The organism is Microbacterium neungamense (genome assembly GCF_024971095.1).
Classification (GTDB): domain Bacteria; phylum Actinomycetota; class Actinomycetes; order Actinomycetales; family Microbacteriaceae; genus Microbacterium; species Microbacterium neungamense.
The window spans coordinates 866,482-882,472 of the sequence record NZ_CP069717.1 but is presented as its reverse complement, the minus strand read 5'-3'; the positions used below and the strand labels follow the sequence as shown (position 1 = coordinate 882,472).

Genomic DNA, 15,991 nt, shown 5'->3' with positions numbered 1-15,991 from the left:
GCCGATTCCCGGGATCTGTGACGATGTCCGCATGACGACGCTCTCCCGCACCCGCCGCGCGTTCCTCGGCGACGTGCGCTTCCTCATCGGCATCGTGCTGGTGCTCGCCTCGGTGGCCGGGGTGTGGCTGCTAGTCTCCTCGTCGCGGCAGACGACGCCGGTGCTGCAGGCCGCGCGCACCGTGGTCGCCGGCGAGCCGCTCACCTCCGCCGACCTGCAGGTGGTGGAGATCGGGCTGGCCGGGCTCACCGACGCGTACCTGGCCCCGCAGGACCTGGAGTCCGGGATGATCGCCACCCGCACGCTGCCGGAGGGGGAACTGGTGCCCGTGTCCGCCGTCGGCGACGCCGATCGCGCGCGCACCACGACGGTGGTCATCTCCGCCACCGGCGCGATCCCTCGCGATGTCGGTCCCGGCACCGGCGTCGAGCTCTGGCACGCGCCGCTCCTGGAGGACGGCCGGACCCACGACGCGCCGCGCATCCTCGTCGCGGATGCGGTCGTCGCCTCCGTCGCGGAGACGGATGCCATGCTCAGCCAGGCTCGGACCGACGTGGAGGTCGTCATCGACCGCGCCGATGTCGCCGCCGTCCTCGCCGCCGTCACCGGGGGGGCGGCGATCTCGATCGTGCCCGCGGGAGCCGGCTCGTGACGGCCGTCGTCGTCGCCCTGCCCGGCCCGGATGCGGCGGCCAGGGCCGCCGACCTGGAACTGGAGGGCGCCACCGTGATCGCCGTGCTCCCGCCCGAGCGGCTGGCCGAGGCGCCGCTGGACGCCGCGGATGCCGTGCTCGTGCCGCCCCGGCGCACCGCCCTGACCGCGGCCTTCGTCCGGGCGTGCGACCGCGCCGGTGTGCGGATCGTGCCGGTCGGCGAGGGCGAGCCCCGGCTGCTCGCCCGCCTCGGCCTGCCGGCCGCGCTGCCGGAGGACGCACCCGCCTGGCGCATCTTGGCCGCCCTGTCCGGGGATCCGGCCCCGTCCGCCGCGGACGATGCGGCGCCGCCGCGGGTGATCGCGGTGTGGGGGCCGCACGGCGCACCGGGCCGCACCACCGTGGCCGTCCAGCTGGCGGTCGAGCTGGCCCGGGCCGGACGGCGCACGGCGCTCGTGGACGCCGACACCACGGCACCGGCGCTCGCCCTGCTGCTCGGGCTGGGCGACGAGTCCCCGGGTCTGGCGGCGGCGTGCCGCCGCGCCGAGCTGGGCGGCCTGGATGCCGCCGAGCTGGCGCGGCTGTCCACGCCGCTGGAGACCTCGGCCGGGGCGGTCGAGGTGCTCGGCGGGCTGAATCGTCCGGGTCGCTGGCCGGAGATCAGCGCGTCGCGGCTGCGGGCCACGCTGGCGGCCTGCCGCACCTGGACCGACGAGACCGTCGTCGACGTGGCGGCGGAGCTCGACGAGGACGACGGCGACGACGGCGCCCCGGCCCGTCACGCCGCGACGCGCGCGGCCCTGATCGAGGCGGACGCGATCGTCGCCGTGCTGGCGGCCGATCCGCTCGGGGTCAGCCGGTTCGTGCGCGCGCACCCCGAACTGCGCCATCTGGCCGGCGACGCCCCGGTGACGGTGGTCGCGAACCGGGTGCGTCCTGGCCCCCTCGGCATCGACGCGCGCGGGCAGATCCGCCGCACCCTGGACCGGTTCGCCGGCATCCAGGACGTGCTGTTCCTGCCGGAGGATCAGCGCGGAACGGATGCCGCGGCGCTGCACGCCCGGCCGATCGCGGACGTGGCCCCGAGGTCGGCGCTGGTCGCCGCGGTGCGGCGACTGGCCGCCGGCCTCGGGGCGCGGGAGCTCACTGCCGGTACGAGGCGAGGAAGTTCCCGAGCCGTTCGACGGCTTCGCTGAGCACCCGCGCCTCCGGCAGCGTCACCACGCGCAGGTGGTCGGGGGCGCGCCAGTTGAAGCCGGTGCCCTGCACCAGCAGGATCTTCTCCGAGACGAGGAGGTCGTACACGAGGCGCTCGTCGTCGTGGATCTCGTGCACCTCCGGGTCCAGCCGGGGGAACGCGTACAGGGCGCCACGCGGTCGCACGCAGCTGACGCCGGGGATCGCCTCCAGCCCCTCCCAGGCGATGTCGCGCTGCTCGTGCAGGCGGCCGGTCGGCGCGACCAGCGCCTCGATGCTCTGCACCCCGGACAGCGCGGCCTGCACGGCGTGCTGGGCCGGCACGTTCGGGCACAGCCGGGTGGAGGCCAGCAGCGTGATGCCCTCGATGAACCCCTGGGCGTGGTCCTTGGGGCCTGTGATCGCCAGCCAGCCCGAGCGGTAGCCGGCCACCCGGTAGGTCTTCGACAGGCCGTTGAAGGTGAGGCACAGCAGGTCCGGCGCGAGGGTCGCGGTCGGGATGTGCGTCGCGTCGTCGAACAGGATGCGGTCGTAGATCTCGTCCGAGAGCAGCAGCAGCTGGTTCTCCCGGGCGATCTGCACGATCCCCTCCAGCACCTGACGCGAGTACACCGCGCCGGTGGGGTTGTTCGGGTTGATGATGACGATCGCCTTCGTCTGCGGCGTGACCTTGGCGCGGATGTCCTCCAGGTCGGGCTGCCAGTCGTTCGCCTCGTCGCACAGGTAGTGCACCGGCGTGCCGCCAGCGAGGGAGGTCATCGCGGTCCAGAGCGGATAGTCCGGCGCCGGGATGAGCACCTCGTCGCCCTGGTCGAGCAGGGCCTGCATCGTCATGGTGATCAGCTCGGAGACGCCGTTGCCGAGGTAGACGTCGTCCGGGTCGAGCGGCGGGAAGCCCTCGACCTGCTCGTAGCGGCTGACCACGGCGCGGCGGGCGGAGACGATGCCCTTGCTGTCGCTGTAGCCGTGCGCGGTGGGCAGGGCGGCGAGCATGTCCTGCACGATCTGGTGCGGCGCCTCGAAGCCGAAGATCGCCGGGTTCCCGGTGTTCAGCTTCAGGATCTGGTGCCCCTCGGCCTCCAGCCGCGCCGCCTCGACGAGAGCCTTGCCGCGGATCTCGTAGAGGACGTTCTTGAGCTTGGAGGACTGATCGAGGTGTCGCATCGTAGAAGATTACCGTCCGAACGCGGCGTCCTCGCGCGCCGGGATCACCGGCACCGCGCCGGTGCGCAGCGCCTCCGCGTGGGCGACCCGATGCAGCCGGCTGCTGTCGACGTGGGCGTAGGCCAGCTCCGCGGCCCGTTCGCCGTCGCGGTCCCGGATCGCCTCGAAGAGCGCGACGTGCTCGTCGGAGATGTGCTGCAGGTCGTCGTGCTGCGCGAGCGCCCAGCGCAGGCGGCTGCGGATGCCGTTCATCAGCTCCCGCAGCAGGCGGTTGTCCGCCAGCTCCACCACGATCTCGTGGAAGTCGGCGGCGGCGCGACGCGACTCGACGCTGTTCGCGGTGCGCGCGCTCTCCTGCTCCGCCTGCAGCGCCGCGTGCAGCCGCTCCAGCCCCTCGCGGCGGTGCCGCTCCGCGGCGAGTCGGAACGCCATCGGCTCCAGCACCTGGCGGACCTCGTCGAGGTCGGCCAGGTCCGTCGGCGTGAACTCGCGGACGATCGCCCAGGTGCGCGGCCGCAGCTCGACCAGGCCCTCCGCCTCGAGCAGCTTGAGCGCATCGCGCACCGGGACCCGGCTCACGCCGAACTCGGTGGCCAGATCGCGCTCGATCAGGCGGCTGCCCGGTTCGCGCGCGCCGTCCAGGATCGCGTCGCGCAGCCAGGCGGCGACCCTGGTCGACTCCAGCTCGCGTTCGTCTGCTCTGCTCACACGGCCATTCTCGCACTGCGCCCCGGCACGGGCCGTCAGCGCTTCTTCGCCGGCGCCTGGTCGACCCAGATCACGCCCTCGGCGAGCTCGGGCACGATCTCGGTGCCCACCCGGCGTGCCAGCAGGTCGTCGAGGCGGTCCAGCGGGCCGATCAGGGCGCGGCCCCCGGCGCGGGCGACGCGGATCGCCGCGTCGATCTTCGGCTGCATCGAGCCCTCCGCGAAGGCCATCCCGGCCACCGCGTCGGCGGAGGCGGTGTGGATGTCGCGCTGCTCGGGGGTGCCCCAGTCCTCGCTGACGTAGTCGCCGTCGGTGAGCATGATCAGGGTGTCCGCCTGGATGTCGGCGGCGAGCGCGGCGCTGGCCAGGTCCTTGTCGACGACGGCCTGCACGCCGATGTGGCGCCCCTTGGCATCCGTGCGCACCGGCACGCCGCCGCCGCCCACGCACACCGCGAGGGTGCCGTCCTCGAGGAGCCGGCGGATCTGTCCTTCTTCGGCGTGATCCACGCCCCGGTCCCCCGTCTCGCGGATCTCGGCGAGGGACTGGGCGACTCGCAGGTGATGTTCGCCGTGGCGTATCTCATGGTGGCGGCGCTGTTCCTGGCGAAGTGGTTCCAGGACCGGGTGACCAAGCAGAAGGCGGTCTTCTCCACCTCCGACGAGGCCACGATGGCCTCGCTCTGAGTCCCGTCGGGCTCCCGGAGTGACGAAGAAGGCCGGATCCCTCGGGATCCGGCCTTCTTCGCGTCTCAGCGGGTCACTTCTTCTTCTTGCCCTGGGCGCGGCGCTGCTGGCGGTTCCCCGTCGGCTCCGCGCCCGCGGCATCCGTGCGCTGGCCGAAGGCGCCGCGCGGGCCCTCCGCGGCCGGTGCCTGCGCCGCCCCGGCCTGCCGCAGCCGGGCGGTCGCCGCCTGCTGCACCTGACCGCGCTCGTTGCGCACCTCGACGTCGCCCGCGTCGTTCGGGGCGGAGTACTCCAGCTTCTGCTCGGGCTGCGCGGCCGACAGGCCCTTCGCCTCCACCTGCGCGCTCTGCTCGTCGCCGGCGCGGCGCACCTCGACCTCGAGGTTGAAGAGGTAGCCGACCGACTCCTCCTTGATCTGCGCCATCATCGACTGGAACATGGCGTAGCCCTCGCGCTGGTACTCGATCAGCGGGTCGCGCTGCGCCATGGCGCGCAGGCCGATGCCGTCCTTGAGGTAGTCCATCTCGTACAGGTGGTCCCGCCAGCGGCGGTCGAGCACCTGCAGCACCACGCGGCGCTCGAGTTCCCGCATCGCCGCCGAGCCGAGCGACTCCTCGCGCCGCTCGTAGGTGATCTTCGCGTCGGAGATGAGCTCCCGCTTCAGGCCGTCCGCCGAGATGCCGCCCTTGCGGGCACCGGCCTCGGCGACGACCTCGTCGATGGTCACCCCCACCGGGTACAGCGTCTTCAGCTCGGTCCACAGCGCGTCGAAGTCCCAGTTCTCCGCGTGCCCCTCGCCGGTGTGGTCGTCCACGATCGCGCCGATCGCGTCCTCGATGAAGTGCTGCACGCGGTCGGCGATGTCGTCGCCCTGCAGGATGTGGCGCCGGTCGGCGTAGATCGCCTCGCGCTGGCGGTTCAGCACGTCGTCGTACTTGAGGACGTTCTTGCGCATCTCCGCATTGCGCGCCTCGACCTGCGCCTGCGCGCTGCGGATGGCGCGGCTGACCAGGCCGGACTCGATCGGCACGTCGTCCGGGAAGTTCGTGCGGGCCAGGATCGCCTCGGCCGCGCCGGACTGGAAAAGCCGCATCAGGTCGTCGGTGAGGCTGAGGTAGAAGCGGCTCTCACCCGGGTCGCCCTGGCGACCCGAGCGTCCGCGCAGCTGGTTGTCGATGCGCCGGGACTCGTGCCGCTCCGTGCCGAGGACGTAGAGGCCGCCCGCCTCGATGACCTTCTCGGCCTCCTCGGCGACCTGCGCCTTCATCGCCTCGTACGTCTCATCCCACGCGGTCTCGTACTCCTCCGGCGTCTCCACCGGGTCGAGCCCCTTCGCCTTGAGCTCCTGCACTGCGAGGAACTCGGCGTTGCCGCCGAGCATGATGTCGGTGCCGCGGCCGGCCATGTTCGTCGCCACGGTGACCGCGCCGAGCTTGCCGGCGCGGGCGACGATCTCGGCCTCGCGCGCATGGTTCTTGGCGTTCAGCACCTCGTGGCGGATGCCCTTCTTCGACAGCAGCCGGGAGAGGTACTCGCTCTTCTCCACGCTGACGGTGCCGACCAGCACCGGCTGGCCCTTGGCGTGCCGCTCGGCGATGTCTTCGACGACCTGAGCGAACTTCGCCTGCTCGTTCTTGTAGACGAGGTCGGGCATGTCCTTGCGGATCATCGGCTTGTTCGTCGGGATCGGCACCACGCCCAGCTTGTAGGTGGACATGAACTCCGCCGCCTCGGTCTCGGCGGTGCCGGTCATGCCGGCGAGCTTCTGGTAGAGGCGGAAGTAGTTCTGCAGGGTGACCGTGGCGAGGGTCTGGTTCTCAGCCTTGACCGGCACGCCCTCCTTGGCCTCGATGGCCTGGTGGATGCCCTCGTTGTAGCGGCGGCCGACCAGGATGCGGCCGGTGTGCTCGTCGACGATCATGACCTCGTCGTTCATCACGACGTAGTCGGTGTCGCGCTTGAACAGCGCGAGCGCCTTGATCGAGTTGTTCAGGAACGAGATCAGCGGGGTGTTCGCCGACTCGTACAGGTTGTCGATGCCGAGGTAGTCCTCGACCTTCTCGATGCCGGGCTCGAGCACGCCGACGGTGCGCTTCTTCTCGTCGACCTCGTAGTCCACGCCGGCCTCGAGGGTGCGGGCGATCTTCGCGAACTCGGTGAACCAGCGGTTCGCCTCCCCCGACGACGGCCCGGAGATGATGAGCGGCGTGCGGGCCTCGTCGATGAGGATGGAGTCCACCTCGTCGACGATCGCGAAGAAGTGCTCGCGCTGGACGAGATCCTCCTTGCGCCACGCCATGTTGTCGCGCAGGTAGTCGAAGCCGAACTCGTTGTTCGTGCCGTAGGTGATGTCGGCCGCGTACTGCCGGCGGCGCACGTCGGGGTTCTGCCCGGACACGATCGTTCCGGTCGTCATGCCGAGCGCGCGGTAGACGCGGCCCATCAGCTCGGACTGATACGAGGCGAGGAAGTCATTCACGGTGATCACGTGCACGCCCTTGCCGGCGATCGCGTTCAGGTAGGCGGGGAAGGTCGCCACCAGGGTCTTGCCCTCACCGGTCTTCATCTCGGCGATGTTGCCGAAGTGGAGTGCCGCCCCACCCATCACCTGCACGTCGTAGGGGCGCATGCCCAGGGTGCGCTTGGCCGCCTCCCGGACCGCGGCGAACGCCTCCGGCATCAGCTGGTCGAGCGTCTCGCCGTTGTCGAACCGGGCGCGCAGCTCCGCGGTCTCGTTCCTCAGCTCCTCGTCGGTGAGCTTCTCGAAGTCCTCCTCCAGCGCGCCGACGGCCTTGACGACCTGCTTCAGTCGGCGGAGGATGCGTCCTTCGCCCGCGCGCAGAAGCTTCTCGAGGGGGTTCGCCACGGATGTCTCCCTTGTGTGGGTCTCGCCCGCCGCCGAACCGGGCCGGGCATACCGTGCCATGTTACCGGCCTGTGACCTCGGGATGCCCGGAAGCACGAAGGCGGGGCGGACCCTCCGGCCCGCCCCGCGCTCGGTCCGGCCTATCCCATGTGCGCCTGCGCCTCGAAGAAGATCGAGACCAGCTGCCCCTCGTACGTGGCGAAGAAGTGGTCGATGCCCTTGCCGTCCGAGGAGTGCTCCGCCGGCGCCTTGCCCTTGGGCAGGGTGTCGCGCAGGAACGTGGTCAGGCTGAGCGGGATGCCCTGCTCCTCGGCCAGCCCGAGCGCGTAGTCCACCTGCGCGGGCGTGAGCGCCGGCCCGCCGAGGAACTCGTGCGCGGTGGCGAACAGGCCGGCCAGCTCCAGCGTCTCCCAGTTGCCGGAGTGCGTCGCGTTCGTGTTCCCCTGCGCGGAGCGGTCCGGGATGTAGCACTCGTGCGCGGATGCGACGCCGGTGCCTGCCAGGACGAGCACGGCGGTGAGCCCGGCCGTGGCGATGGTCTTGCGGATCATTGGTTTCCCCCTTCGGGCGCTCCCACGGCGCCGACTCCGCGATTCAAACGCATCCGGCCCAGGCGGTCGGTGGAGGGCGTGAGCGCTCGCGAGCGCGGCATCCGCACCCGGCCGCATCCGTACACCGTGACCGCGTTCGCGGCCGCCCTGCGGCTGGATGCCGAGGCGGTGCGGGCCCTGCGCCGCGCCGCGGCGGGCACCGGCGGAGGGGACCGCGGCGGCGACGGCCCTATACTCGGAAATCATTACCCGGAAACTCCGCAGGAGCGCCGCATGTCCGTACGCCAGACCCTGCTGGCCATCCTCGACCAGGGAGCCTGCTACGGATACCAGCTGCGCGCCGAGTTCGATCGCCGCACCGGGTCGACCTGGCCGCTGAACGTCGGGCAGATCTACAACACGCTGGAGCGGCTGGAGCGCGACGGGCTGGTCGCCCGTGGGGCACCGGATGCGCAGGGTCACGTCTACTGGCGGATCACGGATGCCGGCTCGGCCGAGGTGTCCCGCTGGCTGGGCGCCCCGGTCACCCGCGATCAGGCGACCCGCGACGAGCTGGCGATCAAGCTGGCCGTCGCCGCGACCCTCCCCGGCGTGGACGTCGCCGAGGTGATCCGCCGGCAGCGGGCGGCATCCGAGGACCGGCTGCAGCGCCTGCGCGCGACGCGCGACGCGGCGGAGGCGACCGGGCCGGAGGAGCTGGCCCGGGCCCTGGTCCTGGACTCGATGATCTTCGCCGCTGAGGCGGAGGTGCGCTGGCTCGACCACGCCGCGCGGGAGCTGGCGCGGCATCCGCAGCACGCCATGGAGCTGCAGCTGACCACCGAGCGTCCCAAGCGCGGCCGACCGAGCAGGGCCGTCGCCGAGGGCGCGCCCGGCGCCGTGCTCGCTCCCGGTGTGTGAGGCGACGGCTGACTGTGAGTCCGCCCGCGACCGGCGGCGTGCCGCCCCGGCCTGAGTAGGATCGGGACATGGCCGGATTCTGGGACAGACGCGGACGTGAGCAGGAGGCGCAATCGGCGCAGGACGCCGATCTCGCGCGGCGGGCCGAGCAGGCCCTGGTCGCCGCGGACGAGCGCATCCGCACCACCTCGGACGAGCTGGTGTTCGCGCAGGCCGAGCTGGGCGAGTCCCTCACCGCGGACCTCCGCGCCGCTCTCGACGCCGTCCGCACCCACCTGCGCGAGGCGTTCCAGCTGCACCAGCTGAACCATGACGAGATCCCCGACACCGTCGAGGAGCTGCGCACCCGGAACGCCCGCATCGTGCAGCTGTGCGAGTGGGCGGAGAGCCTGCTGGACGAGAAGACCGCGGCGATCGCGGAGCAGGTGGCGAAGGTGCGTCGCGCACCCGAGATCATCGCGCAGGTGCGGCGGGATGCCGAGGCGCTGAGCGCCCGGGTGCCGCAGGCCCGCAGCGCCGTGGAACGGCTGTCGGCGCGGTACGCCCCCAGCGCCATGCATCAGATCGACGCGGCCGGCGACGAGGCCGAGCAGCTGATCGCGTTCGCCGTGCACGGCGCGGACGTCTCCGAGCGGCGGCGGGCCGCCCAGCAGAACGAGGAGGCGAACCTCGCCCTGGAGACGGCGACCGAGGCCCTGCGGCGCGCCGCGGCCGTGCTCGACGCCGTGGAGGATTTCGAGATCCAGGCGCTGCGCGCCGAGGCCACCCTGGCCGACGTCGTCGCCGACTCCCGCGGCGACATCGTCGCGGCGCGCTCGGCCCCGCAGACGCCCGAGGTCGTCGCGGCCGCGCAGGCGCTGGAGCGGGAGCTGTCGCAGCTGACGCCGTCAGGCACCCCGAACGATCCGTTCGCCGAGCTCACCCGGCTGCGGGCGGCCAACACCGCCCTGGACGAGGCCGTCGCCAAGGCCCGTCACCGCGCGGAGCACCCGCTGCCGAGCATCGCGCAGGTGCAGCACGCCCTGGACGACGCGGACGGTCAGCTGGGCGTGGCCCGCGGCCTCATCGCCGGGCACCGCGGCTGGATCGGCGCCGATGCCCGCACCCGGCTGGCCGAGGCCGAGCGACTCCGGGTGGACGTGCCGGCGCTGCTGCCCGCGGAGGACACCCGGGAGCAGGCGCTGGCGGCGGCGCGACGCGTCGCCCAGCTGGCGTCCGAGGCGCTGCAGCTCGCGCAGCGGGATATCGACGCGTCCCGTCCGCGCAACGACGGCTGGGGCGGAGACGGCTGGGGCGGCGGTCCCGGCTGGGGCGGCGGGCGCCGCGGCGCCGGCGGCGGCGACATCGTCTCCGGCGTGCTGGGCGGCCTCGTGATCGGCAGCATCCTGGACGGCATCTTCGACTGACATCGCCGCGGATCGGCGGTGGACGTCCCCCGCGGAACCGCGGAAGAAGAGGCGCGCCCCTCGCGGAGCGCGCCTCTCGCCGTCTGCCGGTTCAGGAGGCCATGGCCTCCTCCTCGGAGGGCGACGCCTGCGTGGTCAGGGAGATGACACCGTAGTCCCAGCCCTTGCGCCGGTACACGACGCTCGGGTGGTCGGTGCGCGCGTCGACGAAGAGGAAGAAGTCGTGGCCGACGAGCTCCATGCGGTCGACGGCCTCCTCGACGGTCATCCACTCCGGCTCGAAGTTCTTGGTGCGGATGACGACCGGCGAGTAGGCCTCCTCGTCCTCCTGCTGCACGGGGATGTGCCCGGTGGCGACGGCCTGCAGCACGTCGACCGAGGCCGGCTGCACGTCGATGCCGGTGAGCGATCCGCTGCCCTTCTCGAAGTGCGGTCCGCGCGGGTGGTGACGGCCGTCGATGCGCTTCTCCTTGGCGCGTCGCAGCTGCTCGGCGAGCTTGTCGAGCGCGAGGTCCAGGGCGGTGAACTTGTCCGCGTCGACCGCCTCGGCCCGCACGACCGGCCCCTTTCCGAGGAGCGTGAGCTCCACGGTCTCGTCCGGCACGCGGCCGTTGCGGTAGGCGCGATGGGTGACCTTGACCTCGAGCCGCAGCGCCCGCGGCGCGAGCGTCTGGATGCGCGCGATCTTCTCCTCGACAACCGTCCGGAACCGGTCGGAGATGCTCACTCCGACGCCGACGATGCTCGTTTCCATCACTGCCTCCTTGTCCCCGTCCTCCCGGCCAAGGGCGGACCGTGGTCGCCTTGTGATGCCCTACCGTAGTCGCCGTTCACCCGGATGTCACCACCCATTTCATCCCGTCCGCCCCGCCTGTTTCGTCCGCGTGCGCACCGCCCCGTGGGCGCCGCGGCGTGGCGGCGAGGACGACCGCGCCGCGCACCAGGAACCCGGCCGTCCGCAGGGCGCGCGCCGCCTCGTCGAGGGTGGCCCCGGTGGTGACGACGTCGTCCACGATCACCGCCTCCCTCCCCCGGCCCGGCTCCGCCGCGCGCAGGCTGCCGTGCACGTTCCGGGCGCGCTGGGTCCGCCCGAGGCCGCGCTGATCCCCGACCGCGCGGGTGGGGCGCAGCAGGCGTCGCGGGGTGTCGCCGGCGCGCCGGATGAGCAGCTCGGGCACCCGGTAGCCGCGGCGCCGGTAGGAGGCGCGCCCGGTCGGCACGGGCACGAGCAGCGCCGCATCCGCCCCGCGCCGCGCGTCCTGGAGGAGTGGCCGCATCGCCCCGCCCAGCGCCGCGGCGATGAGCGTGTCACCGTCCTCCTTCAGGTGGCGGATGCAGCGCGCCGGCACGCCCTCGAAGCGCAGCGCCGCATGCACCGCGAGGCCCGCCGGGGTGGTGGTGCGCACCGGGCAGGGCTGCAGGGCCGACCGGCATCCTTCGCACAGCAGCGTGCCGGGCTCGTCGCAGCCCGGGCAGCGCGCGGCCAGCAGGAAGGCCAGGGCCTCCCGCCCGAGCGCCGTCCACTGCTCCGATCGCACGCCCCGATCCTGCCGCGCCCCGCGGCCGCGCGGAGAGCGGATGCCGCCGGCTGTGCACATCCCGCGGCATCCACTCGCCCGTGCAGGAGGACGGCCGTACAGGACGACCGTGCAGGACGACGTCGCCCCGACCTGCTCAGTACCCGGCGCGGGTGCCCAGCACGAGCACGCCGGCGGTGGACTCCTGCCAGGAGGAGCCGCGCTGCGCGTACACGACGCCGCTCGAGGTGAGCACCCGCACGCCGGCGGGAGTGCTCGCCCCGGCGACCGACTGGGCCCCGACCGGCACGCCGCTGACCGTCGCGGGCCCGCCGACGGTCTGGGTCACCAGGCTCGGGTCCTGGGCATCCGTCAGCACGACGAGGGCGTCCGCCCCCAGCCATCCCAGACCCAGCGCCGGGTTCTCGATCCGACCCACCTCGTGCACGGCACCCAGCTCCACCGGCGTGCCGTCCTCGTCGCGGATGACGGCGGCGACGACGATCCGCCGCTGCCCGCCCACGCTCAGCACGGCGGCGACCCGGGCGCCGTCCGCGGAGACGCGCAGATGGCTGATGCCCGCGGCATCCGGCCATGCCTGCGCGATCTCGTGGCTGACGACCTCGGCGTCCCACGCCAGCAGCGCCTGCGGCTGGTCGCGCGGCACCGTCCAGGTGTAGCCGTACGGATCCATCGACGGCGCGGCCAGGTCCGGCCGGGTGTCGAGGACGTTGGTGTGCCCATCGCTGATCAGCGACACCGTGCCGTCGGCGAGCTGCACCGCGGCGTGCGCGCCGCCGGCCTCCACATCGATCGCGGCGATCGGCCCGGGGATCTTCCCGATCTGCGCCGTCAGCGCCGGCACCGGGGTGACCTCGTCGCCGACGGCCGTGCCGAAGGCGTCGTCGGTGAGCACGAGCACGCCGTTCGCCGGTGGCCGTTCGGCCAGCGGAGCCCGCGCGGCGTCCAGCGGGCTGCCGTCGACGAGGAGGCGCACCTCGCTGACGCCGAGGTCCGCCAGGCTCGCCTCCAGCTGGGTGCGCATCCGCGCCAGCGTCGTCGGGTCGATGGACAGGGCCGCCCGGTTCAGGGACACCTCGGCCACCTGCGACGAGTCCACCGGCACGGCGTTGCGGTCCAGGCCGATCTCGCCGGTGAAGGCCGAGCGCACCGCGGGAGCCAGCCACGGCGCCGGCTCGCCGGTGACGAGGGCGCGCGTGATCGAGGTGGCCATCGACCCGCGCCGCGGGAACCAGCGCACGTCCGGCACGAGCCGCGACCACGTGGCGTCGAAGTACTGCAGGGCGTGGCTGTCGTACACCTGGGCGAAGCTGTCCGAGTCCAGCACGATGCCGTCCGGCGCTTCCGCGATCCGCCACTCCCCGTCCACCCGCACGAGGTGGAACGCCGCCTGGGCCTGGCCGGCCTGCTCGGTGTAGGCGCCGGTGGCGTCCACGCTGGCGACCTGGTTGAACCGGACGCTGACGTCGCTCTCCGTGGCCTCCTCCTCGGCCTCCTCGGAGCCGTCGGTGCTGGCGGAGAACAGCCGGGAGAACAGGGTGTCGTCGATGGTGACACCGGTCCCCGCCTTCCAGGTGCGGGCCAGCTCCTCGGTGAGGAATTCGCGTGCGATCGCCCAGTCGCCGTCCGGGGTGACGCCCGCCTCAAGGAACCCGGCGACGATCTGCTTCGGCGAGGCGCCCTCGACCGGCTCCTCGGCCACCTCGGTGTACTCGGGCACGGTCGGCCCGTCACCCAGCGGCAGGCCGATGTTGGGCGGCCCGGATGTCGGAAGACCGGCGCATCCTGCCAGCAGCAGTGCGGCGGCGGCGAGCGCCGCTGCCCGCACGGTGCGCGTGAGCCTCATGACCCCACCTCCCCGTCCGGACCCGCTGACCCCGCGGCATCCGCAGGGGGGACGCCGATCGGCTCGGTGATGCTGCCGAGTTCGCCGAGCGTCTCCTGCGGCTCCAGCGGCACGGGGCTCGGACCCTCCATCTCCCCCGGCGTGCGCGGGATCGTGAGCACGAAGTTCGTGCCCACCCCGAGCTCGGACCACACCTCGAGTGTGCCGCCGTGCAGCTTGGCGTCGCCGAGCGCGATCGACAGGCCGAGGCCGGTGCCGCCGATGGTCCGCTTGCGGGAGGGGTCGGCGCGCCAGAACCGGTCGAACACGCGATCGGCGTCCTCCGCGGTCATGCCGAGACCGAAGTCGCGCACGCCGGCGGCGACCGCGTGCTGGTTGCTGTCCACGGTGACCACGATGGGCCGGCCCTCGCCGTGCTCGATGGCGTTGCCGATGAGGTTGCGCAGCACGCGGCGCACCCGGCGCGGATCCATGTCCACCGGGGAGTACCCGCCCGGCGCCACCAGGCGGAGTTCGGTGCCGTGCGTCTCGGCGAGCGGCCGCATCTGCTCGACGACCTCCTCCGCCAGCTGGGCCATGCTCGTCGCCTCGACCTCGAGCTGCACCGACCCGGCGTCGTACCGGCTGATCTCCAGCAGATCGGCGAGCAGGGTCTCGAACCGCTGCACTTGGGTGTGCAGCAGCTCGGCGGTGCGGGCGGTGGTCGGGTCGAACTCGTCCTTCTGGTCGTTGATCATCTCCGCCGCCAGCCGGATGGTCGTCAGCGGCGTGCGCAGCTCGTGCGAGACGTCGGAGACGAAGCGCTGCTGCACGAGCGAGAGCTCGGCGAGTTCCCGGATCTGCGCCTCGATGCTGTCGGCCATGGCGTTGAACGACCGGGCCAGCGTGGCCAGCTCGTCCTCGCCGCGCACCGGCAGCCTCACCGCCAGGTCGCCGGCCGCGAGCCGGGCGCTGGTCTCGGCGGCCTCGACGATCGGGGTGGACACCGCCCGCAGCACCAGCCAGGAGATCGCGGCGACGATGGCGACCAGCGAGATGCCGGCCAGCCACAGGGTGCGCTGCACGAAGAGCAGCGTGCCCTCGGCATCCGTCAGGTCGTACGCGATGTACAGCTCGTACACGCCGACGTGGGGCACGACGAGCTGCTGGCCGACGATGACACCGGGGGCGGTCCCGCCGGATTCCGTGGGCAGCGCCACCGATTGCCAGGCCTGACGGTCGTCGAGGTCGACCACCCGCGCGCGCAGGGCGTCGTCGATGAGCTCGGCGCTGAGCCGGTTGCGGAACCCGTTCGGGGCCACGGCGGCGTTCTCGATCCGCGACGGGAAGGCGATCAGCATGTCGGAGGAGGAGGTGCGCTGGATCTCGCGCTGCACCGACCCCCACAGCGCGCGCATGGCGGCGCGGTCGTCGCCGACCTCGCCGGAGTCGAGCACGCTCTGCGCCTGAGCGACGGCCCGCTTGGCGTTCTCCAGCGCCTCGTCCTTGCGCGATTCGAACAGGTCGTTCTGGATCACCAGCGCCATCGTGAGGCAGGTGATGAAGATCGCGAACGCGGTGAGCACGAGCGTGAGCGCGATCGTGCGGAAGCGCATCGAGCGGTGCCACAGGGATCCGATGGCCCGCGGCCATTCGCGCGGATCGCGCCACAGCGCGACCGGCGCGGGACTGGCGGTCGTCGCCGTCACGGCCGTCTCCTAGCCGACGCTCCCGGCCCGGTAGCCGACGCCCCGCACCGTCATCACGATCTTCGGGTTGTCCGGGTCGAGCTCGACCTTCGCGCGCAGCCGCTGCACGTGCACGTTCACCAGGCGGGTGTCCGCCTTGTAGTGGTAGCCCCAGACCTGCTCGAGCAGCATCTCCCGGGAGAACACCTGCTGCGGCTTGGAGGCCAGTGCGACCAGCAGCTGGAACTCCAGCGGCGTCAGCGCGATGGGCGTGGTGCCGCGGCGCACCTCGTGCGCGTCGACGTCGATCACCAGGTCGCCGATCCGCAGCACGTCACTCGCGGACGGCGTGACCGGGCGCAGGCGGGTGCGGATGCGGGCGACCAGCTCCTTCGGATTGAACGGCTTGACGATGTAGTCGTCCGCGCCCACCTCGAGACCGCGCACCACGTCCGCCGTGTCGCTGCGCGCGGTGAGCATGATGATCGGCACGCCGGACTCGGCGCGGATGCGGGTGCAGATCTCGATCCCGTCCATGCCGGGCAGCATAAGGTCGAGCAGCACGAGGTCGGGGCGGGACGTGCGCCACTCCTCGACGGCACGGGCCCCGTCCGCGCAGAACAGCGTCTCGAAGCCTTCCGTCCGCAGCACGATGCCGATCATCTCGGCGAGCGCCGTGTCGTCGTCGACCACGAGGATGCGTGAGGTCATATGGGCCCAGCCTCTTTCTTGACGGATGCGGACGGCGAAGCACCCCAGCGCGACCGCAGCTTTCCTCAGCTTACTCAAGATGCTCCCGGCGGCGGCCGA

Annotated in this window: 15 protein-coding genes; 5 read left to right on the top strand and 10 right to left on the bottom strand. The window is 72.6% G+C overall.

The features are described 5' to 3' along the window. Window positions 1-31 precede the first annotated feature (31 nt). Window positions 32-652, top strand: coding sequence for an SAF domain-containing protein (locus JSY13_RS04140; RefSeq protein WP_259607773.1), 621 nt, complete (start codon window positions 32-34; stop codon window positions 650-652). Then, entirely contained in the window at window positions 649-1,848 is a 1,200-nt protein-coding gene (locus JSY13_RS04135; RefSeq protein ID WP_259607772.1) for a CpaE/TadZ family protein, read from the top strand. The genes JSY13_RS04140 and JSY13_RS04135 overlap by 4 nt, the downstream gene beginning before the upstream one ends. Here the strand turns inward: JSY13_RS04135 and JSY13_RS04130 are convergent. The 3 genes from JSY13_RS04130 to JSY13_RS04120 are packed head-to-tail and all read right to left on the bottom strand — an operon-like array spanning window position 1,796 to window position 4,230. After that, window positions 1,796-3,013 (bottom strand): pyridoxal phosphate-dependent aminotransferase, encoded by a 1,218-nt coding sequence (locus JSY13_RS04130; protein ID WP_259607771.1) that lies wholly within the window; start codon window positions 3,011-3,013, stop codon window positions 1,796-1,798. The genes JSY13_RS04135 and JSY13_RS04130 overlap by 53 nt on opposite strands. 9 nt (window positions 3,014-3,022) lie before the next feature. Further along, entirely contained in the window at window positions 3,023-3,721 is a 699-nt protein-coding gene (locus JSY13_RS04125) for a GntR family transcriptional regulator (RefSeq protein ID WP_259607770.1), read from the bottom strand. A gap of 35 nt (window positions 3,722-3,756) precedes the next feature. Further along, window positions 3,757-4,230 (bottom strand): amino acid kinase family protein, encoded by a 474-nt coding sequence (locus JSY13_RS04120; RefSeq protein WP_259607769.1) that lies wholly within the window; start codon window positions 4,228-4,230, stop codon window positions 3,757-3,759. Here JSY13_RS04120 and JSY13_RS04115 point away from each other — a divergent pair. Next, window positions 4,222-4,407, top strand: a complete 186-nt coding sequence (locus JSY13_RS04115; RefSeq protein WP_259607768.1) for a hypothetical protein — start codon at window positions 4,222-4,224, stop codon at window positions 4,405-4,407. The genes JSY13_RS04120 and JSY13_RS04115 overlap by 9 nt on opposite strands. 73 nt (window positions 4,408-4,480) lie before the next feature. Here the strand turns inward: JSY13_RS04115 and secA are convergent, their stop codons facing one another. After that, the gene (secA, locus tag JSY13_RS04110) at window positions 4,481-7,273 is read right to left on the bottom strand and encodes a preprotein translocase subunit SecA (RefSeq protein ID WP_259607767.1); all 2,793 of its coding nucleotides are present in this window, start codon (window positions 7,271-7,273) and stop codon (window positions 4,481-4,483) included. A 140-nt stretch (window positions 7,274-7,413) separates the two neighbouring features. Continuing rightward, complete coding sequence (locus tag JSY13_RS04105) at window positions 7,414-7,824, bottom strand: hypothetical protein (RefSeq protein ID WP_259607766.1); 411 nt, start codon at window positions 7,822-7,824, stop codon at window positions 7,414-7,416. Window positions 7,825-8,097: 273 nt separating this feature from the next. Between JSY13_RS04105 and JSY13_RS04100 the strand changes: the two genes are divergently transcribed. Together JSY13_RS04100 and JSY13_RS04095 are read left to right on the top strand one after the other, a co-directional pair. Then, a complete protein-coding gene (locus JSY13_RS04100) occupies window positions 8,098-8,724 on the top strand; it encodes a PadR family transcriptional regulator (RefSeq protein ID WP_259608124.1) in 627 nt (208 codons plus the stop codon). Window positions 8,725-8,792: 68 nt separating this feature from the next. Further along, the gene (locus JSY13_RS04095) at window positions 8,793-10,130 is read left to right on the top strand and encodes a hypothetical protein (RefSeq protein ID WP_259607765.1); all 1,338 of its coding nucleotides are present in this window, start codon (window positions 8,793-8,795) and stop codon (window positions 10,128-10,130) included. Between the two features lie 91 nt (window positions 10,131-10,221). Here JSY13_RS04095 and hpf read toward each other — a convergent pair whose 3' ends face one another. The 5 genes from hpf to mtrA form a co-directional block, all read right to left on the bottom strand. Further along, the gene (gene hpf, locus JSY13_RS04090) at window positions 10,222-10,884 is read right to left on the bottom strand and encodes a ribosome hibernation-promoting factor, HPF/YfiA family (protein ID WP_259607764.1); all 663 of its coding nucleotides are present in this window, start codon (window positions 10,882-10,884) and stop codon (window positions 10,222-10,224) included. Between the two features lie 76 nt (window positions 10,885-10,960). Next, window positions 10,961-11,668, bottom strand: a complete 708-nt coding sequence (locus tag JSY13_RS04085) for a ComF family protein (RefSeq protein ID WP_259607763.1) — start codon at window positions 11,666-11,668, stop codon at window positions 10,961-10,963. A 136-nt stretch (window positions 11,669-11,804) separates the two neighbouring features. Continuing rightward, entirely contained in the window at window positions 11,805-13,514 is a 1,710-nt protein-coding gene (locus JSY13_RS04080; RefSeq protein ID WP_259607762.1) for an LpqB family beta-propeller domain-containing protein, read from the bottom strand. Beyond that, on the bottom strand, window positions 13,511-15,202 hold the full coding sequence (gene mtrB, locus JSY13_RS04075) for an MtrAB system histidine kinase MtrB (RefSeq protein WP_259607761.1): 1,692 nt from the start codon (window positions 15,200-15,202) through the stop codon (window positions 13,511-13,513). Before mtrB ends, JSY13_RS04080 begins: the two co-directional genes overlap by 4 nt. Before the next feature lie 9 nt (window positions 15,203-15,211). Beyond that, the gene (gene mtrA, locus JSY13_RS04070) at window positions 15,212-15,892 is read right to left on the bottom strand and encodes an MtrAB system response regulator MtrA (protein WP_259607760.1); all 681 of its coding nucleotides are present in this window, start codon (window positions 15,890-15,892) and stop codon (window positions 15,212-15,214) included. Between the last annotated feature and the right edge of the window lie 99 nt (window positions 15,893-15,991).